The 20,955-nt window shown below is 59.4% G+C and carries 21 protein-coding genes; 11 read left to right on the top strand and 10 right to left on the bottom strand.

Annotation, left to right across the window (positions count from 1 at the left end; genetic code table 11):
* Window positions 1–17: 17 nt before the first annotated feature.
* A complete protein-coding gene (gdhA, locus tag FHS54_RS06170) occupies window positions 18–1,367 on the top strand; it encodes an NADP-specific glutamate dehydrogenase (RefSeq protein WP_167302948.1) in 1,350 nt (449 codons plus the stop codon).
* Between the two features lie 263 nt (window positions 1,368–1,630).
* Here gdhA and mnhG read toward each other — a convergent pair whose 3' ends face one another.
* The 8 genes from mnhG to FHS54_RS06210 form a co-directional block, all read right to left on the bottom strand.
* Window positions 1,631–1,987 carry a monovalent cation/H(+) antiporter subunit G gene (gene mnhG / locus FHS54_RS06175; RefSeq protein WP_208404806.1) on the bottom strand — a complete coding sequence of 119 codons (357 nt, stop codon included), beginning with the start codon at window positions 1,985–1,987 and terminating at the stop codon, window positions 1,631–1,633.
* The gene (locus FHS54_RS06180; RefSeq protein ID WP_037466092.1) at window positions 1,984–2,265 is read right to left on the bottom strand and encodes a K+/H+ antiporter subunit F; all 282 of its coding nucleotides are present in this window, start codon (window positions 2,263–2,265) and stop codon (window positions 1,984–1,986) included. The genes mnhG and FHS54_RS06180 overlap by 4 nt, the downstream gene beginning before the upstream one ends.
* Window positions 2,262–2,750, bottom strand: coding sequence for a Na+/H+ antiporter subunit E (locus tag FHS54_RS06185; protein WP_167302949.1), 489 nt, complete (start codon window positions 2,748–2,750; stop codon window positions 2,262–2,264). The genes FHS54_RS06180 and FHS54_RS06185 overlap by 4 nt, the downstream gene beginning before the upstream one ends.
* Window positions 2,747–4,363, bottom strand: coding sequence for a monovalent cation/H+ antiporter subunit D (locus FHS54_RS06190; RefSeq protein ID WP_167302950.1), 1,617 nt, complete (start codon window positions 4,361–4,363; stop codon window positions 2,747–2,749). Before FHS54_RS06190 ends, FHS54_RS06185 begins: the two co-directional genes overlap by 4 nt.
* On the bottom strand, window positions 4,360–4,698 hold the full coding sequence (locus tag FHS54_RS06195; protein WP_167302951.1) for a Na+/H+ antiporter subunit C: 339 nt from the start codon (window positions 4,696–4,698) through the stop codon (window positions 4,360–4,362). Before FHS54_RS06195 ends, FHS54_RS06190 begins: the two co-directional genes overlap by 4 nt.
* Window positions 4,698–7,607, bottom strand: a complete 2,910-nt coding sequence (locus tag FHS54_RS06200) for a monovalent cation/H+ antiporter subunit A (RefSeq protein WP_243855672.1) — start codon at window positions 7,605–7,607, stop codon at window positions 4,698–4,700. Before FHS54_RS06200 ends, FHS54_RS06195 begins: the two co-directional genes overlap by 1 nt.
* 113 nt (window positions 7,608–7,720) lie before the next feature.
* Window positions 7,721–8,599: a universal stress protein gene (locus FHS54_RS06205; RefSeq protein WP_167302952.1), complete on the bottom strand. Its 879-nt coding sequence runs from the start codon at window positions 8,597–8,599 to the stop codon at window positions 7,721–7,723.
* 99 nt (window positions 8,600–8,698) lie between these two features.
* The gene (locus FHS54_RS06210; protein ID WP_167302953.1) at window positions 8,699–8,998 is read right to left on the bottom strand and encodes a hypothetical protein; all 300 of its coding nucleotides are present in this window, start codon (window positions 8,996–8,998) and stop codon (window positions 8,699–8,701) included.
* A gap of 393 nt (window positions 8,999–9,391) precedes the next feature.
* On the opposite strand from FHS54_RS06210, the gene FHS54_RS16585 reads away from it, so the two are divergent.
* Window positions 9,392–9,748, top strand: coding sequence for an HP1242/YdcH family protein (locus FHS54_RS16585; protein ID WP_341785946.1), 357 nt, complete (start codon window positions 9,392–9,394; stop codon window positions 9,746–9,748).
* 155 nt (window positions 9,749–9,903) lie between these two features.
* On the opposite strand, the gene FHS54_RS06220 is transcribed toward FHS54_RS16585, so the two are convergent.
* Complete coding sequence (locus tag FHS54_RS06220) at window positions 9,904–10,227, bottom strand: helix-turn-helix domain-containing protein (RefSeq protein WP_167302954.1); 324 nt, start codon at window positions 10,225–10,227, stop codon at window positions 9,904–9,906.
* Between the two features lie 897 nt (window positions 10,228–11,124).
* Between FHS54_RS06220 and FHS54_RS06225 the strand changes: the two genes are divergently transcribed.
* On the top strand, window positions 11,125–11,556 hold the full coding sequence (locus FHS54_RS06225; protein WP_167302955.1) for a cupredoxin domain-containing protein: 432 nt from the start codon (window positions 11,125–11,127) through the stop codon (window positions 11,554–11,556).
* A 66-nt stretch (window positions 11,557–11,622) separates the two neighbouring features.
* Here the strand turns inward: FHS54_RS06225 and FHS54_RS06230 are convergent, their stop codons facing one another.
* Window positions 11,623–12,081, bottom strand: a complete 459-nt coding sequence (locus tag FHS54_RS06230; protein ID WP_167302956.1) for an Rrf2 family transcriptional regulator — start codon at window positions 12,079–12,081, stop codon at window positions 11,623–11,625.
* Between the two features lie 81 nt (window positions 12,082–12,162).
* Here FHS54_RS06230 and FHS54_RS16650 point away from each other — a divergent pair, with 81 nt between their 5' ends.
* From FHS54_RS16650 to FHS54_RS06270, 8 genes are all read left to right on the top strand, one after another.
* Entirely contained in the window at window positions 12,163–12,732 is a 570-nt protein-coding gene (locus FHS54_RS16650) for a TehB-like domain-containing protein (protein ID WP_425057300.1), read from the top strand.
* Complete coding sequence (hmpA, locus tag FHS54_RS06240) at window positions 12,713–13,924, top strand: NO-inducible flavohemoprotein (RefSeq protein ID WP_167302957.1); 1,212 nt, start codon at window positions 12,713–12,715, stop codon at window positions 13,922–13,924. Before FHS54_RS16650 ends, hmpA begins: the two co-directional genes overlap by 20 nt.
* A gap of 11 nt (window positions 13,925–13,935) precedes the next feature.
* Window positions 13,936–14,400 carry a hypothetical protein gene (locus tag FHS54_RS06245; RefSeq protein ID WP_167303578.1) on the top strand — a complete coding sequence of 155 codons (465 nt, stop codon included), beginning with the start codon at window positions 13,936–13,938 and terminating at the stop codon, window positions 14,398–14,400.
* A 234-nt stretch (window positions 14,401–14,634) separates the two neighbouring features.
* Entirely contained in the window at window positions 14,635–14,838 is a 204-nt protein-coding gene (locus FHS54_RS06250; protein WP_167302958.1) for a hypothetical protein, read from the top strand.
* Between the two features lie 149 nt (window positions 14,839–14,987).
* Complete coding sequence (locus FHS54_RS06255; RefSeq protein ID WP_167302959.1) at window positions 14,988–17,078, top strand: FUSC family protein; 2,091 nt, start codon at window positions 14,988–14,990, stop codon at window positions 17,076–17,078.
* Window positions 17,075–17,299, top strand: coding sequence for a DUF1656 domain-containing protein (locus tag FHS54_RS06260; protein WP_167302960.1), 225 nt, complete (start codon window positions 17,075–17,077; stop codon window positions 17,297–17,299). The genes FHS54_RS06255 and FHS54_RS06260 overlap by 4 nt, the downstream gene beginning before the upstream one ends.
* Window positions 17,300–17,301: 2 nt before the next feature.
* Window positions 17,302–18,201 carry an HlyD family secretion protein gene (locus FHS54_RS06265; RefSeq protein WP_167303579.1) on the top strand — a complete coding sequence of 300 codons (900 nt, stop codon included), beginning with the start codon at window positions 17,302–17,304 and terminating at the stop codon, window positions 18,199–18,201.
* Window positions 18,202–18,209: 8 nt separating this feature from the next.
* Window positions 18,210–19,631 (top strand): efflux transporter outer membrane subunit, encoded by a 1,422-nt coding sequence (locus FHS54_RS06270; protein WP_167302961.1) that lies wholly within the window; start codon window positions 18,210–18,212, stop codon window positions 19,629–19,631.
* The last annotated feature ends 1,324 nt before the right edge of the window (window positions 19,632–20,955 follow it).

Raw genomic sequence — 20,955 nt, forward strand, 5'->3', positions numbered from 1 at the left:
CAAAGAGAGAGAAGACATTGCCCCGTATCGACGAGAAACTCCTGCCGATATTCGAAGACGTGTTGAGGCGGAATGCCGGTGAAACCGAATTCCACCAGGCTGTCGAAGAAGTGCTGGAAAGCCTGGGGCTCGTCGTCGCCAAGCATCCTCAATATATGGACAACGCCCTCATCGAGCGCATCTGCGAGCCGGAACGCCAGATCATCTTCCGTGTGCCCTGGGTCGATGACAAGGGGCAGACCCACATCAACCGCGGTTTCCGCGTGCAGTTCAACTCGGCGCTCGGCCCCTATAAGGGCGGCCTGCGCTTCCACCCATCGGTCAATGTCGGCATCATCAAGTTCCTGGGCTTTGAACAGACCTTCAAAAACGCGCTGACCGGCCTTCCCATCGGCGGCGGCAAGGGTGGATCGGACTTCAATCCGCGCGACCGCTCGGATCGCGAAATCATGCGCTTCTGCCAGTCCTTCATGACCGAACTATACCGCCACCTTGGCGAATATACCGACGTTCCGGCCGGCGACATCGGCGTCGGCGCGCGGGAGATCGGCTATCTCTTCGGCCAATATAAACGCCTCACCAACCGCTATGAAGCGGGCGTGCTCACCGGCAAGGGCCTGATCTATGGCGGTTCCCGCGCGCGCACCGAAGCGACCGGCTATGGCGCCGTCTATTTCGTGGACCAGATGCTAAAGACCCGTGGCGAAAGCCTGGAAGGCAAGCGGGCGGTGGTGTCAGGCTCCGGCAATGTCGCCATCTTCGCGATCGAGAAGATCAAGGAATTCGGAGGCAAGGCGGTCGCCTGTTCGGACTCCTCCGGCTACATCGTCGACGACGAAGGCATCGACCTCGACTTGCTCAAGGAAATCAAGCTCGTTCGCCGCGAACGCATTTCCGAATATGCGCGGTTGAAGGGGGCAGGCGCCTATTTTGTCGAGCAAGGCGTCGTGTGGGACGTTCCGTGCGAAGTCGCGCTCCCGTCCGCGACGCAGAATGAACTCAATGGAAATGATGCCGCGACCCTGATCCGCAACGGCGTCGTCGCCGTAGGAGAGGGCGCGAACATGCCCTGCACTCCCGAAGCTGTCCGCCTGTTCCAGAATGCGAACATATTGTTCGGCCCTGCAAAGGCGGCCAATGCAGGCGGCGTCGCTACGTCCGCGCTGGAAATGCAGCAGAACGCGTCTCGCGACAGCTGGACCTTCGAGGAAACCGAGGCTCGCCTCGCCGCGATCATGCGGCGCATCCATGACAGCTGCGCCGAGACCGCCGAAGAATATGGCGCGCCCGGCAATTACGTCCTCGGCGCGAACATCACCGGCTTCGTCCGCGTCGCCGAAGCGATGGCAGCAATGGGGGTTATCTAGCAATGAGGGAGCGGGTGATCTCTAGCACCTTTTGCCCGGCTCGTCAGTTTGGAGCGGACGTGCTCTCGTTGCCTCGGTAAATCGCACAGTTACCGTGCCGCTGGCCTGAGTTCAAATGCTCCACGGCTTGGCTTTTTGCTGTGCGGCGGCAAACTCGCCTGGTATCGGTGATGATAAATGGTGGATCGCGAACAGGTTGGTGGCAGAAGCCGCTGATGGTGGCCATGCACGCGACGAAGGCGTCAACAGCGCAGTAACTTAAGCTACTTCTCACCTTCGTCGACTGGCGGGGAATACCCGCCGCCTTCGACCCGTTCGCGGTACAGTGCCGCCCGCGCTAGCAGCATGAAGGCGACCGGCGTTGTGACCGTCAGGAATAGGCCGATAAGTACTTCGTGGGCGGAAGGGCGCGACCGGAGCACGGAAAAGCAGATGATCGACGCCAACACGATCAACGCCATGCCCAGTGTACTACCAAGCGTCGGCGGATGTACGCGTTCGTAAAAGCTCTCCATCCGCAACAGACCGATCGACCCGATCAGCGTCGTTAGCGCACCCGCGAGCAGCAGCAGCGCCACTAGCACCGCCGCCCAGCCCGGAAGGTCCGGTGCCTGGATCATTCGATTACCTCCCCCCGCATCAGGAACTTCGACAGGCCGACCGTCCCGACAAAGCCCAGAAGGGCGATGACCAATGCTGCCTCAAAATACAGCGTTCGCCCGGTCTGTATGCCGAAGCTCAGCAACAGCAGCATCGAATTGGTGTACAAAGTATCCAGTCCTAGCACCCTATCCTGCGCGCGGGGCCCCCGGATCATGCGGTAGGCAGCGCACATCATCGCCAAGCCCAGCATGACTTGCGCCACTGTGATTGCCAAGGCGAGTAGCAGGGACGTCATTGGCCGAATATCTCCAGCAACAAAGCTTCATACCTACGCTTGATCAAGGCGATCCACTGATCCTCATCAACGAGATCCAGGACATGGACCAGGACCGTGCTGCGGTGTCGATCAAATTCGACCCACAAGCTGCCGGGCGTTGCCGTTATGATTACGGCTAGAATCGCGAGCCCATAGGAATTGGTAATCTCCAGCGGCAGGTGGATGAACCCGGAAACCCGGCCGCGGCGTCGGAACAGCACCAGCGATGCGACGGCAAAGTTCGACCGGATGATGTCAGCAACGACGATCGACAGCAGCTTAGCAATGGCCGCGGGCTGTCGCAGCTTCACCGGTTCCGGCTTCAATGCTGCCATCGCTTGGGTGGCGAGAAACGCAACGATCGCGCCCATCAGCATTTGACCTGGCGAGAAGGACTGGGTCAGCAACAGCCAAGTGACGAACAGCAGCAGCGCAAGCAAAGGATGGGGGAGGAGCCGCCTCACCGTCCAGCCCCCACGCGCTGCGCGCTCAGGACCGCGCCGACATAGCCCTCCCGATCGCCCAGCGACTGCCCGGTCCGTTCCATGTAGCGCATCGTCGGGCCCGCGAAGATCATGAGACCGAGACACACCGCCAGCAGCATCGCGACCGGTACTACTTCGGCAAGGCGAAGCACCGGCTGCGGATTGTTCGACGGCGCCCAGATCAGATCGATGCCAGCGCGAGTCGTCGCGACCAGCACCGCCAGCCCTGATCCGATCAATAGCGCAATGAGGCCCCAGGTCGACCCTGTGATCCTGTCCTGCAGTCCGAGCAATCCGCCGATCATCGCGAATTTGGCGATGAAGCCGGAGAGCGGCGGGAGGCCGGCGATCAGCAGCACGCAGAAGGCGAACCCTATGCCCAATATGGCGATGGTGGCAGGGATGATGATGCCGATCTCTTCCTCCCCATCCTCTTTGAGCGCGCCGGTATATTCATCGTCGAACACCGGTTCGCTGACCCCTGCTGGCAACGCTTCCTGCCGCTCGACGAGCTCGATCAGCAGGTAGAAGGCGCTGATCGCTAGCGTCGAACTGACCAGGTAGAAGAGTGCGCCGGCCAGGACATCGCCTGCGCCCGCGCCGATCGCCGCGATCAGCGTGCCCGCCGAGATGATCAGCGAATAGCCCGCAACGCGCGACAATGTGCGGGCGGCCAGCACGCCGATTGTGCCGAACGCCATCGTTGCCATGCCGCCGAACAGCAGCCATTCCTCACCATAGCTGCCGGTCCAACCCAGATCGCCACCAAAGAGGAGCAGATAGACGCGTAGCACCGCGTAAATGCCTACCTTGCTCAATATGGTGAAGAGCGCGGCGACGGGGGGCGCCGCCGCCGCATAGGTACGCGGCAACCAGAAGCCGAGCGGCCACATGCCCGCCTTCACTAGGAAGGCGATGCCCAATATTGCCATCCCGCTCTGCACCAGCGCCACGTCGCTGTTCGCAACGGCCGGTATGCGCACGACCAAGTCAGCCATGTTGAGTGTCCCAGTCACCCCGTAGATCAGCGACGCGCCGATCAGGAAGAGGAGCGATGTGGCAACGTTAAGCGTCACATAGTGCAGCGCTGCCTTCACACGCGCCTTGCTCGATCCGTGCAGCAAAAGGCCAAATGACGCCGCTAGCAGCACTTCGAAGAAAACGAACAAATTGAACAGGTCGCCAGTCAGAAATGCCCCGTTAAGGCCCATCAGTTGAAGCAGGAAGAGCGCGTGGAAGCGCGGGCCGGCACGGTCCCATCGCGCCAACGCGTAGATGAGGGAGGTGAGGCCCAACGTCGCTGTCAGCACAAGCATCATCGCCGACAGCCAGTCCAACACAAGCACGATACCGAAAGGCGCCGCCCAATTGCCGACCAGATAGGCGCGGGTAGCGGGCGAGCTGTTGAAGCCCGCCGCTGCAACCCCGGCCAACAGGGTGATCGATGTGGCGAGCAGCGCTGTCACGGTAAAGAGCGCGATGATCCGTTTGGCCATCGTCCTGCGCTCGTTGAGCAGCAGCATGAGCGCTGCACCGATCAGCGGCATCAGGATCGGCAGGACGATCAGATGCTGGGTCCATCCGCCAGTCATTCGCCATCTTCCCCGTCGACGTGATCGGTGCCGGTGAGGCCGCGCGACGCCAGCAGCACGACGAGCAGCAGCGCCGTCATGGCGAAGGAAATGACGATGGCGGTCAGCACCAGCGCTTGCGGTAACGGGTCGTCGTACAGCGCGGGATCGGGTGGCCCCGATCCAACCAGCGGCGGCGCGTCGACGGCCAGCCTGCCCATCGCATAGATGAACAGGTTTACCGCATACGACAGCATCGACAGCCCCAATATGACCTGGAACGTGCGCGGGCGCAGCAGCAGCCAGACGCCCGATGCCACCAATATACCGATGCCAAGCGCAAGAACGAGTTCCATCAGCCTTGCTCTCCCGCATGCGGTTGAGGGCGCGCTTCGGGTTGGCGGCGCCCGGTGGTCCGGATAGACTGGTGCGCGATGGCGATCAGGATGAGGGCGGTCGTACCCACCACCAGCAGGAAGACGCCCAGGTCGAACAGCAATGCGCTGGCGACCGGCACCTTTCCAACCAGCGGCACGTCGAAATAGCGGAAGAAGGAGGTCAGGAAAGGATAGCCGAAGATCAGAGCGCCCAGCCCGGTTGCGACCGCTGTCAGCAGTCCGATGCCCATCCAGTTCAGCGGCTTGATACGCAATCGCGCCTCGATGCTGCGCGTGCCTGCCGCCATATATTGGAGGATGAGGGCGATCGACATCGTCACTCCCGCGGCGAAACCGCCCCCAGGCAGGTCGTGTCCCCGTATTAGCAAATAAAGCGCCAGCACCGTTATGAAGGGGAAAAGCCATTCCATAATCACGCGTGGGACGAGCAGATAGTCAGCCAGTGTATCGCCCCGCGACCGGTCGTCTCGTTCCTCGTCGAACGCATCCTGCTGAAGCTGCTGCAGCGGGCTGCGCACGCTTTCGCTCGCCGGTCGAAACCGCCGCAGCAGGGAAAATACGGTCAGCGCGACAATCGCTAGCACCGTGATTTCGCCCAGGGTATCGAACGCACGAAAGTCGACGAGGATGACGTTGACGACATTCCTGCCGCCCGCTTCCGGATAAGACCGTTCGATGAAGAAGCGCGAGACCGTGTCAGGCAGAGATCGGGTCATGATGGCATAGGACAGCAACCCCAGGCCAAGGCCCGCGCCTCCCGCGATTACAAGGTCGATCGCCCTGCGCGCGCGGACGCTGATCGGCGTGCCCGCTTCCGGCCAGACGTCGGGCAGCCGCTTGGGCAACCATCGCAGGCTCAGCAGCAGCAGGATCGTGGTGACGGTCTCGACCAACAACTGCGTCAACGCCAGATCCGGCGCCGACAGCCATACGAAGCTGATGCAGCTGACAAGCCCCGTTCCCGATACCAGCACGACGGCTGCCAGCCGGTGATATTTCGCTTGCCATGCCCCGGCCAGTGCGCAGGCTGCTCCCACCAGCCAGACCGCGCCGAAGCCGGGATCCAGCGGCGTGACGCCAAGTTCCCCGACCCCATAGCCAGCTCGTAGGAACGGCAGAAGTCCCGCGAGGCACCCGACCAGCACCAGCACGCGCAGCTGCGACTGGAGCCGCTCAGTCGCCACCACTTTCATCAGCCGTCGCGCCGCGCCGATCAGGATCGACAGCACCGTCTCGAACATCCGCCGGCCCTTAAGCCGTCCCAGCAGCGGCACGGCGGATGCGGTATTCAATCGTCGTGCAAAGACGAAATATCCGGCCGCCCCAACCGCCAGCGCGACGATGCTGAGGAAAAGCGGGCGGGTGAAGCCATGCCAGATTGCGAGGCTGTATGTGGGCATGTTCGGCCCCAGCACCGACCGGGCCGCGACCTCAAGCACAGGACCCATGGTCACCGCAGGAAATATGCCGACGACAAGACAGGCGACGACCAGCACTTCGATCGGCGCCCGCATCCAGCGTGGTGCTTCGTGCGGCGTGCGCGGCAGGCTCGTTGGTCGCGGGCCGAAGAAGGTCTGGTGGATGAAGCGCAGTGAGTAAAGGACGCTGAAGGTCAGGCCCAGCGTCGCCAAATAGGGTAGGGCTTGGTCCAGCCACGTGTCGTTATAATCTGTCACGGCTTCGGCAAGCAGCATTTCCTTTGACAGGAAGCCGTTCAGCAGCGGCACCCCTGCCATCGCCGCGGCAGCGACCATGGCCAGCGTCGCAGTGATCGGCATAAATCGGTACAGCCCGCTCAGCCGTCGCAGGTCGCGCGTGCCCGCTTCATGGTCGATGATCCCGGCCGCCATGAACAGCGAGGCTTTGAACGTCGCATGGTTGAGCGTGTGGAAGATAGCGGCGACGGCCGCAAGCGGGCTGCCGATGCCCAGCAGCAACGTGATGATGCCGAGGTGACTGATGGTGGAATATGCCAGTAGGCCTTTCAGATCCTGTTGGAAGATCGCGGCCCAGGCGCCAATCAGCAGTGTTAACAGTCCCGCGCTTGTCACGATGTAGTACCAGGCCTCGCTCCCTGCGAGCACCGGCCACAACCGGATGAGTATGAATATGCCAGCCTTCACCATCGTGGCGGAATGGAGATAGGCCGACACCGGCGTCGGGGCGGCCATCGCATGGGGCAGCCAGAAGTGAAACGGGAATTGCGCGCTCTTGGTGAAGGCGCCGATCAGGATCAGCAGCAGCGCAGGCAGGTACAGTTCACTCGACCTGATGGCGTCGCCCGATGCCAGCACCGCTTCCAGGTCGTAGCTTCCGACGATACGCCCTATCAGCAACAGGCCGATCAGCAGGCAAAGCCCACCCGCCGCCGTGACGATCAACGCCATGCGCGCGGCACTGCGCGCGGCTTCATTCTGGTGCCAATAGCCGATCAGCAGGAAGGAAGAGAGGCTCGTCAGCTCCCAAAAAAAGGCAAGCTGAACCAGGTTGCCAGACATGACCAAGCCAAGCATCGATCCCATGAAGGCGAGCAGGAATGAAAAGAAGCGGGGAACAGGATCGTCCCGCGACATATAATAGCGTGCATACAGAACAACGAGAAAGCCGATTGCCAAGACAAGCTGTGCAAAGATCCATGATAGGCCGTCGAGCCGAACCACTAAGTTCAGCCCCAGGGTGGGAAGCCATTCTATCTCGCTGCGAAGGACTGTTCCGTCGGCCGCAGCCGGGTAAAGAAAAGCGGTCAGCAGCGTGCCGACAAGCGCGACCATGCCAGCGATGATCCCGGCAGTATCACGCGCCCTTGAGGACAGAAAGGCGGCGGCGAGGCTGCCCAAAAACGGGAGGAGCAGGATTAACCACAGCAAGCTGGTATTTGGTGAGGTGATTATCGCTCTCCAAACGGTTGGCGCTTCTATCCCTGCTAGCTGCCTCCTTGCCTCCGGTCAAAACTCAAATTGGCTAAGGCTCAGGGACTTCGTCAGCCGTTGATGGTGAGATCATCCGCCGCTATTACGGGAACAATAAGCACGTCCTGTGTGGCATCCAGCAGCACCCCCTGGGCGACGCTTCCAAGCAGAAATCGCTCCAAGCCCTTCCGCTGGTTTGTCCCAAGCACGATCAGATCAGCTTCCTGCTCGCTTGCGCAGGCGCTGATTGCAGCTGAGGCTAAGCCTTTGAGCGGACTAAGCATGAGCTGCGCGCAATCCAATCCGCATTTCGCGAGGAACGAGGTCAACTCAGACCGAGCCCGATCCTCCTGCTGACTCACATAATGATCAATCGCGTCCTGTACCTCCATAGCTCTCTTCATCATCCCGACCGCCGGCGCATCAAAAAGGTGCAGTGCGATCATGTCGCCTGCCGCAGAGATAGCGAGCTCGGACGTCGCGTTTATCGCTGCGTGGGAAGCGTCGTCAAAATCGACGGCCACAAGGCTCCGCCGGTAGGGGCCCGATGGAACCCCATTGGCCATGAGGATGGGATGTCGACTACGGCGGATTGTTCGCTCAGCCGTGGTACCGATGAAGGTATCCAGAAATTGGCGACGATGCGGGCCCACGATGATGAGGGCGGGATCGGCTTCTTCGGCCATCTGCAGTATGCCAGTGAAAGCATCTCCCGTTGTGATCAGCCATTCGGCCCGCACTTGATCCACATCTGCCAAGGTGGAGATCGTTTGCTGCAAAATTTCGGTCGCAGCAGTTTTTTGTCTTTCGATCAGATAGTTAGGTTGATCGTCATCGACGACATGAACAAGCGTCAGCTCCGCTTCGACCTGCCGTGCTGTCAAAACAGCTCTCCGCAGTGCCCGATCAGACCTGGTCGAGAAATCTGTGGCAACCAAGATTTGTTTCATGGGATCACCTCCTAGACTGGCACGGCTCGCGGCCTCCGTTTGGCTATAAATCAATAGCATCTCAAAACTTCGATGTCGCCGAGCAGATCGCCACAAAAATCAAGCGAATGCCCACCATAACAGGGCAGCTGCGATCAGTATTGGAAAGGAGAGAAAGGCGACCAATTCCGTCGTCGGCACGCGATGGTGGTCGCCATGTTCCCGGCGGAAATTGTACAGCTTTTCCGCACGATCCTTCCTGGACGACAGAATGGCCTCTTCTATCAACGATAGTCGAGCAACTAGCCCGCCGATCTCCGCAATTTCATTCTTGTGAACTTGGGGGTATCGGTCAAGTAGAGCTTCAAGCTCGATCAATGAATTTGAGACCGGCCGCAGCCGATTATACGACGTCAACATTGAACTATCCCTCAGAACTTGACAGATTTACAAGATGGAGAGGTGGTCTCCCTGTAAGATGCAGGGGAGGAAAGCCGTCAGCTTTTATGAAGTGCAGACCGCCTCGAGTAATCACTCCCGGACGCCACGTGTTCCACGACAGCGTCCGGCTAGTCGCCGAATATTAGGCTCTGAGCCTCGCCACAAGAATATGAATAGTTCATCACGGATGACATAGTTACGTCAAATACAGAAACAAGGGCGATATCGCCATATTTTGTATTTATAGCGTCATGATGAAAATGCTCACCGTATATCGCTACAGAATTCATCGATTACTCAAATTTTATCGCCACCATGCAGCGCTCCACGGATCGCTATGCCAAACGCTGGTAACTCTGCAACAAGAACAACTTGAAGATTTCGATCGCCTGTCCATATAAGGACTGCGGGCCGGGCCCCTCTGACGGTTGTTTCGAAAATGATCGTGATGTCGGACCGCATCGGGTTGGCTCGGTGCAGGTCAGTAATTTTCTTATTTCCTCCCAGCTGATCCGGTTAATCCATATCTATTGGAGAGAGGCTTTGAATAGATTGCTATACAAATTGACCCGGTTGCACGCGAAGCTCGACGAGGAAATCCGCAGCGAACTTAAGCGACGTTTCCCCGACAACCTGCGGTTGTCGCGGCTCAAGAAAGTGCGACTTCAGGTAAAAGATCGCCTGCACGGCCAGGGGCTTCGACGCGCAGAGAGTGAACTCGCTCGGTGATCTGGACCACCACGTTGCGCTTGAACTCGTAGCTGAAATTGGGCTTCCCCTCGCCGCCTCCTATCCAAAAAATAAGATCGAAGGTGTCGAGAAATCTAGGAGCTACTCAGTCCCAACGCGTTGGGACTGAGTAGTTTGCGGCTCCGGGAGTTGCCTCAGGGTGCGTCGTCAGAGCCGGCAACGCCACCTTCGCCTTCAAGCCTGGCTATCTGACGGGTGTCGGAACGCGTGAATTTTAGCCGTACACCCGCTCCCATTCCTCCTTCTTCTTCGACGAGGATCACCCCGTAATGATCGAGTGCGCGCTGCGCGGCACATAGATCCGCGTTCTCCGTGATCCATGCACTGCCAGCGCATTCGATGCGGCCCAGCGTATTGGTGGAAATACCAGCGGCGCTTGCAAAGTCTGCCGCGCTCACGCCGACCAAGGCCCGCGCGGCTGCGATCAGGCGACCTGTTATGCGAACGTGATCTGACATGAATGCTTCCTTCTCGCTTAAGGGTCCAGCTCTATTTGGATCGTTTGGCTTGTGCAGTCCACCTTGCGCTTGAGGATGCGGAGCTAGGAGACCTTTGGCGACAGGCTAATGCCTCCATCTTCTTGGAGATAGGCGCGCGCAACCTTGAAAGATCGGCTGGCTGCCCTTCACTTCGACGTGGCTGGTCTAGGCCTTTGCGCGATAATTTTCTGTCGCCGGCCACCTTCGAACAGCGGCCTGCCAATCAAACCATATTCGAGAGAAACGCGAGCCGCCAGTGCGAGGCGACGATCGGTACCCTTACCGCGAGCATCAGCGGATAAGAGGAGGAATGTTCGAGCCGGATCACCGAGAGCGCCCGATCCACGACTTGAAGTGCGCTCCTATCGAGGCGCTGACCGCGGGCAGCTTCGTGGTGCTTTCTGCCAAAGTTGTGCATCCTGCGCGGTCAATACCACATACTATATAAGTGAGTTGACGTGGATTGAGCAGTGGGCATCGGCACGCCATGCCGAGTTAAACCCAGCTCGCCCCCACGTTTGGGCGCATACATTTGCCGCAAAGATGCGAACGATGCCGATAAAGGATGGCATGCCATACCCTGGCAGCGTTCTTCAGCGCGATGTACTTGTTAACGTGGTCTTGGGGGCGAACATCGAACCATAGCGGTGGCTGTCGAGCTATATGAACATCCCGGCAGGTGCCAAAAGCAGATTGAGAAGCTGAACGCTTACGCCTGATCCGGCAGCTGACAAACCTTGACGAACGGCGAAGAGGGAGCGGCTTCTCGTGGCACATAATTCATCTTGCGGCCCGGATAGGCATTCAATAATCATCTGTGCTCCTCGACAGACTTGACCATATGAGCGCTCGAAGGCGGCTGGAAGGTGGAGTGAGATGCCATTACAAAAACGTCGATCAGGGTTTGACATCGCAAAGCTGCATCGACGCGACTTTATGGCGAGCGTTGCGATTGGGGCCGCTGCGCTCGCGTTTTTTCGACAGCCTGTGTATGCAAAGCCACGCATCGTAGAGGTGTCGATGGGCACCGCCCGTATGACATTCCTGCCGGCCACGGTGACCATCAAAGTCGGAGATACGGTGCGGTGGACCAATCCCGGAATCGTTAGCCATATCGTGAATTTCGATCCTGCTCGCGCAAAGCAGGCGGGCTCTGTGAGCTTGCCCGCGGGAGTCGGGCCGTTCAATTCAGAAGAGATGGAGAAAGGCGATACCTTTTCCCACTTATTCACAGTGCGCGGCATTTATCATTACACCTGCCGCTACCACGAGAATATGGGAATGACAGGAACGATCGTCGTCCGCTGATGATACTCGCAAGGTACATTGCGCAATGACCTTTGTCACAACATTGTTTTGTTTTTTACAAGAAGGTTATTTAGTTCGCGACGGAGCGTCTGCCCGGTCGGGGAGCATCGTCTCTGGAAACCAGGCAGCAAAGTCCTCTCGCTTCGCCATAAGATCCGCGATCGTATACTGGTCAAGCACCGCTAAAAAGGCCCTCACAGCCTCTTTAAGAACGCCGGTCATGCCGCACGCTGGCGCGATGACGCAGGTCCCGCAGTCTACAAGGTCGAAGCCTTCTTCAGTGTGCCGAATTAGAGCGCCGACATTTATCGCGTCTGCCGACTTACCGAGGCGAATGCCGCCACCTCGGCCCCGCACGCTCTCGATATAGCCCGCCTTCGCTAAGTCATTGACGACCTTCATGAGGTGGTTCTGCGAAATGTTATAGGCGCGCGCGACTTCGGCAATCGAGCACAGCCGCTCCGGGTGCGCGCCAAGGAAAAGCAGCACTCGCATCGAATAGTCAGTGAACAGCGTGAGCTTCATGACATTCCAGACGGCATAAGACGAAACGAATATATGTATCTTGTTTGTATCTTTCAAACGAATCGTATAGATGTATCGTGAATGCATGATTGGAGTGGGTGTCGTGGAAGATGGCCCGGCGATATACGAAGCGCGGCTTGCAAGCCTTGTTCACGCTTTTTACGCGCGTGCGCGGGCGGACCAGCTACTCGGCCCCGTATTCAACGACAGTCCGTTAGTTCAAGGCTGCGCAAATGGCCGATAATCTGCAACTTGCTCTCTTCTTCAGAGCGGCCGATCTCTCTCAAACTGGCGGTCGGGGAAGCAAAGCGCCGGGAAGGCGCCGTGGCTGAACCGCTCCCCTACAGGTCTACGCCAGTATTCGTTCAGGGCACGTTGGCAAACGCATTGCACGTCCGGCATGATACAAAGTTTGGCGTTTTGGGTCTCACTCGAGTGCTCGAAGGACACCTGAAGAGTCATATATCTGCATCCGCCGTCCGAAACAGTTCTCACGCCTACCCACGGGCTCGTCATTCCGCAACAATCGCAATTTTGACGCCTTTGGGCGACATGAAGATGCAACTCGATTCCTACGATCAGAAACCGTTTCCAACGAAGTCTTGGCCAATCAATCAACGAAGGAGCTGTCATGTCGCAACCTCTGAGTGAACAAACCATCGCGCTCGTTAAAGCTACTGTTCCCGCGCTGGAGGCCCACGGGCTCGACATTGTGCGGGAAATGTACTCGCGCATGTTTCAAAATCTCGAAATACGGGACTTGTTTAATCAGTCGCATCACGGCGACACCGGATCCCAGCCCAAGGCACTAACCGGGGCGATCCTCGCATATGCGAGCAACATAGAAAATCTTGGTGCCCTGGCTCCAGCCGTAGAACGGATCGCACAAAAGCATGTCGGGCTGCAAATTCTGCCCGAGCATTATCCGCACGTGGGTGAGGCACTTCTCGGCGCTATCAAAGCTGTACTGGGCGACGCCGCGACGGAAGACATCCTAGCAGCCTGGGGCGAAGCTTATTGGTTTCTCGCTAACATACTGATCGCTCGCGAACGACGCATTTACACCGAACAGAAGGATATGAGTGGGGGCTGGAATGGCTGGCGGGAATTTCGAATCGATGATGTGGTACGCGAGAGCAGCGTCATCAAGTCTTTCCTCCTGCGTCCCGTGGATGGCGAGCCGGTCATGACATATAAGGCCGGCCAATATTTAACTTTCTGGCTGGAAATTCCCGGCCATCCTCCCGTCAAGCGCAATTACTCGATTTCGGCTGCTCCCAACGGCGAAACTTATCGCATCTCCGTCAAGCGTGAGCCGCAGGGGCTCGCCTCGGGCTGGCTCCACGACGAAGCCAAACCTGGTACGATCCTGAAGGTTGCCGCACCGGCCGGCGAGTTCTTCCTCGCTGAGCATATCGAACGACCGATCGTTCTACTTTCAGGAGGTGTAGGCTTAACCCCGATGGTAGCGATGCTTGAGGCACTGGTCGGTAACGGTGCCTCTGTTCCCGTGCAGTATATTCACGGCACCCACGACCGCGAAACGCATGCCATGCGGGATCATGTTCGCAGCGTCGCCGCGCTGGGGAACTTCGTCAAAATCATCGACTTTCATCAGACCCCTCTTGCCGACGAGGTTCTAGGTCGCGATTATGATGCTGCCGGCATCATCACTGACGAGTGGCTGGTCGCGAATACTCCGGTCGGCGATGCGGACTATTATATCTGTGGTCCTCGCCCCTTCCTGCGTCACGCTGTTTCCACGCTGTCGCTAGCGGGTGTCCCGTCGGACCGCATCCATTATGAATTTTTCGGCCCGGCTGACGAACTGCTGGCGGCGTGAGTCATTCGGTGGTGGATGACATCAGCATAGCGCGGGTGATCCATGTCCTGGCAATCTTGTTGTGGATTGGAGGAGTGGCGTTTGTCACCCTGGTGGTGATGCCATCCATCGGCCGTGCCGCTCCTGGCGACAGTCGGATGAGCTTCTTTCGCCAGCTTGAGGGGCGTTTTGCCTTTCAGGCGAGGTTGTGGGTCCTGCTTGCAGGCATGAGCGGCCTCTGGATGGTTCATCGTGGCCATATGTGGGTTCGTTTCGCTGATCCTCGCTTCTGGTGGATGCATGCGATGTTGCTCACCTGGCTCATTTTTGCAGCCATGCTTTTCGTGATCGAGCCGATGTTCGTTCATCGCCATACGGATAGGTCCGTTCATTCGGAAGCGCACTTTCGCGTCATGGGGCGGATGCATCGCGCGCTTCTCGCGCTCTCCCTTGTAACATTACTGGGCGCGGTTGGTGGGAGCCACGGTTTAATCTGAAGCAGCATCACGTGCTGCTCATTACAGGTTCCCCGTCGGGTTTCGGGTCACTTAGAATGCGCTGCCTTATGTAAAGGGCGGCACGGTGAAGGCTGCTTATGACCACGGCGTTAAACGCATCGAAATTGTTGCCATATCCTCCAAAATCATTCGTTTGACCACGCCGCGCGCCTAGTCCAGCTATAGCGAGCAAGAAAGAAAACCCTTGTTCGAAGCTTGCGAGAGGATGCGACAATGCGCAAAACCGGGCCGGAGATCGAGAGCTCGGCATTGCGCTTCGGTGGCATTGCTCAAACAATCATCCTGTCTGCGGTTGCCGCTGCGATCTGCACCCTGTTCAAGGTGCATGCGCTCACGGAAGCGCAGGCATCCATCGCGCTCTTCACGGCGCTGCCGACGGTCATGACGATACTTGTCCGACGCGACACGAAAGAGTGATATCAACTTAGAATCAAAACTTTTGCGCTAAACTATAAGTAATTTGATCTACGCGGAGGCGCAGAGATGCGCTTATGAGGCGGACCGAAATGAGGCACGCGGCGGAGTGATCTGCCGGCGGCTTCGGTCTAGTCACGGTTGCCTCGCAAATGTCGTCTGCACAGTCGTCGCTCTCCTGGCCTTCGGTCAGCTTGACCATTGACGCGCGCAAGCTGCTGTTCTCCCTGAGCAGTTTCCTTGCGGCGGCGATCACGCTGGCGATCGTGTTCTCGGCCAGCCTCCCACGTCCTTGGTGGGCGCTGTTGACGGTCTATGTGACGGCACAGCCCATGGCGGGCGCATTCCGGCCCAAGATGCTGTATCGCCTTGCCGGAATCGCGACCGGTGCCATCGTGACGATCGCGGTGGTTCCCAACCTCCAGAATGCACCGGAACTGCTGGTGTTGTGCATGGCGGCGTGGACGGGCTTTTGCATCTATCTTGCGGTGCTCGACAGGACGCCGCGCGCTTTCCTGTTCCAAATGGCAGCCTTCAGCTCGGCGGTAATCAGCTTTCCCTACATCGAAAATCCCGCCGATATATTCGACACCACTGCAGGGCGCGTCGCGGAAATGACGGTCGCGATCCTGAGCGTCTCGATGGTTCACGCGGTGCTGCAACCATGGAGCGCAACGCCCGTGATCCGCGATCGGGCTAAGTCCTTCTTACGACATGCGCGCCGTTGGTCGGTTGAAGTGCTGAGCGGCGACAATGGCGAGCAGGAAAACGCATATCGGCGTGCGCTGGCATCAGACGTCACCGAGTTGGGGATGATCGCAATCCACCTGCCATTCGATCAGCGCGCCGCGCCCATCACGCAGCGCCGCGTTTTTGCGCTCCAGCAGCAGCTTGCCAATACCATCCCGCTCGCGTCGGCTGCCGCCAACCGGCTCGACGTGATAGAGCGCAAGCATGGTATCCTGCCCGAACTCAACGGATTGCTTGTCCGCACGATGGATTGGTTGGGATCGGCAGAAAGTCGGACGGCACAAGTTGGGGCGCTGATTGACGAGTGCGAGCGGCTGGCGAGGCAGGCAGAGGATCGCGGCGACTGGCCTTCGCTGCTAGCCGCCAGCGCCTCAATTCGCCTTGCTCAGTTTCTGAATGCCTTCGCTACCGCGCAGCGGCTTGCCAATCGCATCGGGTTGCCGGGTCGGCTGAAAATCAGGGACGGACATGAGCAGTCGTTCCGGCTTGCGCGCGATCACGGTGTGGCAGTGCTGGCGGGAGCGGCTACGGCGGCGGCGATCATACTCTACTGTGCGGTGTGGATCCTGCTGGCCTGGCCGAGCGGCTCCGCCACTGCCGCCTTTGCGGCGCTCATCACCTGTTCCTTCGCGGCCCATGATGATCCATCGCCGATGATCGGCCGATATCTGAAGGCGACGTTGAAGACCTTCCCACTGGCCGCCTTCTACCTGTTCGTGGTCCTCCCTCGCGTCGACGGCTACGAAATGCTGATGATCACGCTGGCCCCGGCGCTCCTTTGGATGGGCTATATCCAGGCCGATCCGCGTCGTTCGCCCGAAGCGTTGCCAATGTTCTCCTGCTTCATCGTAGCCATGGGTTTCCTCGCCCGGTTCCAGGCCGATTTTTCCGCCTTCGTGAACACCGGCATTGCTCAGTTGGGCGGCATCGTCACCACGCTGGCCGTGACGCGTCTGTTTCGCACTGCAAGCGCGCGCTGGACTCTGCGCCGCGTGATGCGCGCCAACTGGACCGAGCTGGCGCTGCTGGCGGATATCCGGCGGCCGTTCCGTCCCGGAGACTGGACGGCGCGCTCCGTGGACCGGCTCGGCCAGATCGCGCAGCGCATCGTCGCGGCTCCTCCGGGCGATGACCTTCATGCCGCCGACAGCCTTGCTGATCTGCGGATTGGGCGGAATGTCATTCCGGTGCGTAAGGCCCTGTCCCATGTCCCACACGATCTGCGTCACGACCTTGGCCTAGTGCTAGCGGGCGTCGCCGATCACTATCGCGACCGCACGCTGCTTTCCAAGATCGTACCAGCCGACGCGGCGCTACTGGTGCCGATCGACCGGTCGATCGACGGTCTGCATACCCGACTGCTCGACGAATACTGCAGGCAGGCGCTGCGTGCGCTTGTTGCTATGCGTTGCAACCTGTTCCCCGAAGCCGCTGCTCCCGTCCTGACCACCGGCAAGACCACCCTGCGTGTGGTGCAAGGAGGTCGCGCATGATCGAGGAAATTCACTTTGGCGGTATCTACGTGCCCGCCGCCCTTGCGACGGCGGTCTTGTCGGGCGTGCTGGTATATGTCGTCCGCGCGCCCATGCAGCGTATGACATTCTATCGGCTCCTTTGGCAGCCCGCCCTGTTTGACCTCGCCGTCTTCATCCTCCTTTGGTGGGGATTAAGTGCGGGAGCAGATCTCACCTCTCACTTCTGGTTCATGTCATGACCATGCTTTCCCGACACCATCTTGCGCGCTCGATCGCGACGCTTTTCGTCATTCTAGCCATTCTTGGCGGAATCTACGCGCTGTGGCAGCGCTATCAGGTCGATCCCGTGACGCGTGACGGCAAGGTCCGTGCCGACATGGTGCCCGTGTCTGCCGATGTCGCGGGGCTCGTCACCGAAGTGCGAGTCGTAGATAACCAATCGGTACGCAAGGGCGACGTGCTGTTCGTCGTCGACCGGCCGCGTTACCAACTCGCCCTCGAGCAAGCCGAAGCAGCCTTGATGAACAAGCGCGCTTCGCTCTCGCAGTCGGTTCGCGAGGATCGCCGCAACAGCGCGGTCCGCGAGGTGATTGCCGCAGAGACCGTTGAACAGGGACTTACTCGGACCTACGAACTCAGAGCAGAGGTAGCGCAGGCGGTTGCCGCCCGAAACCTCGCGCGCTTCAACCTCGAACGCACGCTCGTCCGCGCGCCAGTTGACGGGGTCGTCACCAATACGACCTTGCAGCCCGGCGTCTATGTCGTTGTCGGCAAGCCTGCTCTGGCTCTGGTCTATGGAAAGACCCTCCGGGTTGAGGGGTATTTCGAGGAGACTAAGCTGCCGGCGATCCAGGTCGGTGATCAGGCAAGCATCTACATCATGGGGGTCGCAGACGAAATCCATGGTCGCGTCCACAGCATCGCCGGTGGCATCGAGGACCGCGAGCGGGGCGGGACCGACGGCCAGTACGCCGATGTGAAACCGAGCTTCGACTGGGTCCGGCTGCCACAGCGCATTCCGGTCCGGATCGAGATTGAAAGCAAGCCGGCGAATGTGCGGCTAATACCCGGACAAACGGCGACGGTCGTGATCCATCCACGCGCCGACGCCAGCAAGATCCACAGGAGTCTGCCATGGTAAGGCAAGCGATGAGGCGCCTGACGCTCTGCGCCCTCGGTGTGGGGCTGCTGGCGGGCTGCACCAGGGTTGGACCGGATTACAAGGGGCCAAACAGCGCGTTGCTCAAATCCCCTGCCGCCCAAGGCAAATTCGTCGGCGCTGCTGGCCTTCCCGTCGATTTCGACGCTCCTCCTCAGGATTGGTGGAGGCTGTATAACGATCCGCTTCTCGACCGGCTTGTTGGAGAGGCCCTGGGCGCCAACACCGACCTTCGCGTCGCCGCTGCCAACCTCGAGCGTACCGAAGTCGCAATACACGAAGCCAAGGACGCATATGGCCCGGAGGTGGAGACTGAAGTCGCCTCAGAGCGCAGGCAGTTTTCAACCCAGTCCTATCTGCGCGAAACACCTATCCCCCCGTTGACGGTCGGCAGCGTGGGAATGCGTGTCGCCTATCAGCTTGACCTGTTTGGCCAGTTAAAGCGCCTGGTCGAGGCTGCTGAGGCCGATGCGGAAGCCAGCCGCGCTGTTCGCGATGCTGTGCGCGTGACCGTTGTGGCCAATGTTGTGCGGGCCTATGTGGAAGCCTGCACCGCCGGAGAGGAACTGACCGTCACCCGTTCGGTCGTCAACATCCAGGACAAAACCGCCGGTGTCCTGCGTCGCCTCGGACGTGCGGGGCGGATCGCGCGGACCGATGCCTTCCGGGCTGATGCCCGCACCGAAGAGGGGCGCGCCGCCCTGCCGGTGTTCGAAGCGCGACGGAAAACCGCTCTGTATCGTCTCGCCGTGCTTACCGGCCGCCCACCGGCGGAGTTCCCAATCGAAGTCGCCACTTGCGCCGAACCTCCTCACCTGACGCGCCCTGTGCCCGTCGGTGACGGGGCCAGCCTGTTGAAGCGGCGTCCCGACGTGCGCGAAGCGGAGCGAGATCTGGCCGCTGCCACGGCGCGGATCGGCGTAGCGATCGGGGAGCTCTATCCGCGCATCAGCCTGGGTGCGGGCCTAGGTTCAACCGGTATTCTATCTGACCTTGGCACAAGCCCTGCCAATCATTGGAGTCTGGGCCCCCTCATTTCCTGGTCGTTGCCCACGCCGGCTGTCAGATCGCGGATCCACCAAGCGAACGCAAAAGCGGATGCGTCCTTGGCGCACTTTGACGGAATAGTGCTCAACGCGCTTCGTGAGGTTGAAACCAGCCTGACAAGCTATGGGCGCGACCTTGACCGCCACGCCCGCCTGGAGATGGCGCGAAACCTGGCCGTCAAAGCGCGTGACGATGCGCAGATTCTTTACAGGGCCGGCCGCACTCCGCTGCTGGACCTGCTGGATGCCCAGCGAGCAGCTGCCGAAGCCGAAGCCGTGCTGGCGGCGTCAAAGGCTCGGATCGCCGACGATCAGGTCTCCCTGTTTCTCGCCTTGGGCGGCGGCTGGGAGCAGGGCGAAAGTTGAACTTTGATGGACTTCTCTCTTCGTCAATTGAGGTGAACAAACAAAGATGTTCTGGCACGCGCCGATGCGCAGGTACCCTGTCGCTCCACCCCGTCGTACGATGAGCAGTCCTTGCCGGCGGCACTGCGCAACCGGCATGATACCGGGACGGGTCTGGGGGCTCATCCAGGTTCTAGAAGGCACCTTCGGCTGACGGAGATCGAGCCCCATTCAAATGTACCCTCGAACACGGTCGGTGCGGCATCTTCCGGCAGAGCGACATGCATCTTGTGACGCCGCTCGGGTCCATGAAGATGCAGGCGGATTTCTATAGGGAGCCGCCGCTCCTCTGAGAATGCTCAGTCGTTTGCGGGTTGGTGGCCTAGCCGTGCTGACTCATCATATTGTTGACCGTGCCGGTCGTCTCGCCTGGGGTGCTGCGGTGAAACATTGCCGCCAAATGCGAGAAGCAGCTCAAAGTTCGGCACGGCGCGCTGTTCGAGATTATTGGCGCCGGCGGTGGCAGGGTGGTCGATGGGAAGCGAAGATCGCGTCGGTCTCATGCTGAGCGCCGACACGAGATCGCCTGGGATAACGCGCATGCATACCTCTGTTATTTGCGCAGAAGTTTGTGTGATCCACGAAAAAATAATTCATTTGTCAAATACTGCAGTCGATCGCATGAGGCGCATGCAGTCATTCAATGATCACTGATTTACAAAATACTTACTTATTGATCGGAGCTACGCAATGGCTTTTAATTCGAAGATTAATGGGAACCGGGATATACTAGTTTGCTATGAAAATTACGTCCTATGTAATTTGTGGTCGATCTACGGCTGTTTTGATCGGTGCGCATCTTCGCTTTCAACTGCTTGGGACCAGTGCAAGCGGTCGCTCAGCCTTGTTGGTCGAACCAACGGCCTGAGAACTATTCGCCTATCTAGCGCCCTTGTTGCGACAATTGTTCCCGTCGGGGCGATCGCGGCATCTCCTGCAGAGACGTACGAGCAAATCTCGGTCCCGGGCAAGACGATCTTCGCCTATCGACCGCTCGCCCAGCGCAAGCGCGTCGTGGGCAAATGTCACCCCGAAGCGTCTAAGGCGATCGCCTGCGAACAGCAAGCCTCCATCGCACGCAAAGAAGCGCTAGTCGCCAAGCAGGCAGCTTCGCTTCGTAACGCCGGTCGAGTCCATGAAGATTCAGGTGAACTCTTACAATAAGCCGCCGCTCGTCTGAGGTCACGCACGCTTTCGCTGATTCCGTGACCTACGCTCTATGCCCCCCCCTCCTGCGGAAAGTCGCTGGCCGGTCGGTTCCAAGCTATGATATGCAATACGCCAC

The organism is Sphingobium vermicomposti (assembly GCF_011762025.1).
Lineage (GTDB): Bacteria > Pseudomonadota > Alphaproteobacteria > Sphingomonadales > Sphingomonadaceae > Sphingobium > Sphingobium vermicomposti.

Bases quoted from the DNA above. Each gene is read 5' to 3' on its own strand.
- mnhG (WP_208404806.1), bottom strand. From the start codon at position 1,987: ATGATCCAGGCACCGGACCTTCCGGGCTGGGCGGCGGTGCTAGTGGCG.
- FHS54_RS06180 (WP_037466092.1), bottom strand. From the start codon at position 2,265: ATGACGTCCCTGCTACTCGCCTTGGCAATCACAGTGGCGCAAGTCATG.
- FHS54_RS06190 (WP_167302950.1), bottom strand. From the start codon at position 4,363: ATGACTGGCGGATGGACCCAGCATCTGATCGTCCTGCCGATCCTGATG.
- FHS54_RS06195 (WP_167302951.1), bottom strand. From the start codon at position 4,698: ATGGAACTCGTTCTTGCGCTTGGCATCGGTATATTGGTGGCATCGGGC.
- FHS54_RS06205 (WP_167302952.1), bottom strand. From the start codon at position 8,599: ATGAAACAAATCTTGGTTGCCACAGATTTCTCGACCAGGTCTGATCGG.
- FHS54_RS06210 (WP_167302953.1), bottom strand. From the start codon at position 8,998: ATGTTGACGTCGTATAATCGGCTGCGGCCGGTCTCAAATTCATTGATC.
- FHS54_RS06220 (WP_167302954.1), bottom strand. From the start codon at position 10,227: ATGTCAGATCACGTTCGCATAACAGGTCGCCTGATCGCAGCCGCGCGG.
- FHS54_RS06225 (WP_167302955.1), top strand. From the start codon at position 11,125: ATGCCATTACAAAAACGTCGATCAGGGTTTGACATCGCAAAGCTGCAT.
- FHS54_RS06230 (WP_167302956.1), bottom strand. From the start codon at position 12,081: ATGAAGCTCACGCTGTTCACTGACTATTCGATGCGAGTGCTGCTTTTC.
- FHS54_RS16650 (WP_425057300.1), top strand. From the start codon at position 12,163: ATGCATGATTGGAGTGGGTGTCGTGGAAGATGGCCCGGCGATATACGA.
- hmpA (WP_167302957.1), top strand. From the start codon at position 12,713: ATGTCGCAACCTCTGAGTGAACAAACCATCGCGCTCGTTAAAGCTACT.
- FHS54_RS06250 (WP_167302958.1), top strand. From the start codon at position 14,635: ATGCGCAAAACCGGGCCGGAGATCGAGAGCTCGGCATTGCGCTTCGGT.
- FHS54_RS06255 (WP_167302959.1), top strand. From the start codon at position 14,988: ATGTCGTCTGCACAGTCGTCGCTCTCCTGGCCTTCGGTCAGCTTGACC.
- FHS54_RS06260 (WP_167302960.1), top strand. From the start codon at position 17,075: ATGATCGAGGAAATTCACTTTGGCGGTATCTACGTGCCCGCCGCCCTT.
- FHS54_RS06265 (WP_167303579.1), top strand. From the start codon at position 17,302: ATGCTTTCCCGACACCATCTTGCGCGCTCGATCGCGACGCTTTTCGTC.
- FHS54_RS06270 (WP_167302961.1), top strand. From the start codon at position 18,210: ATGAGGCGCCTGACGCTCTGCGCCCTCGGTGTGGGGCTGCTGGCGGGC.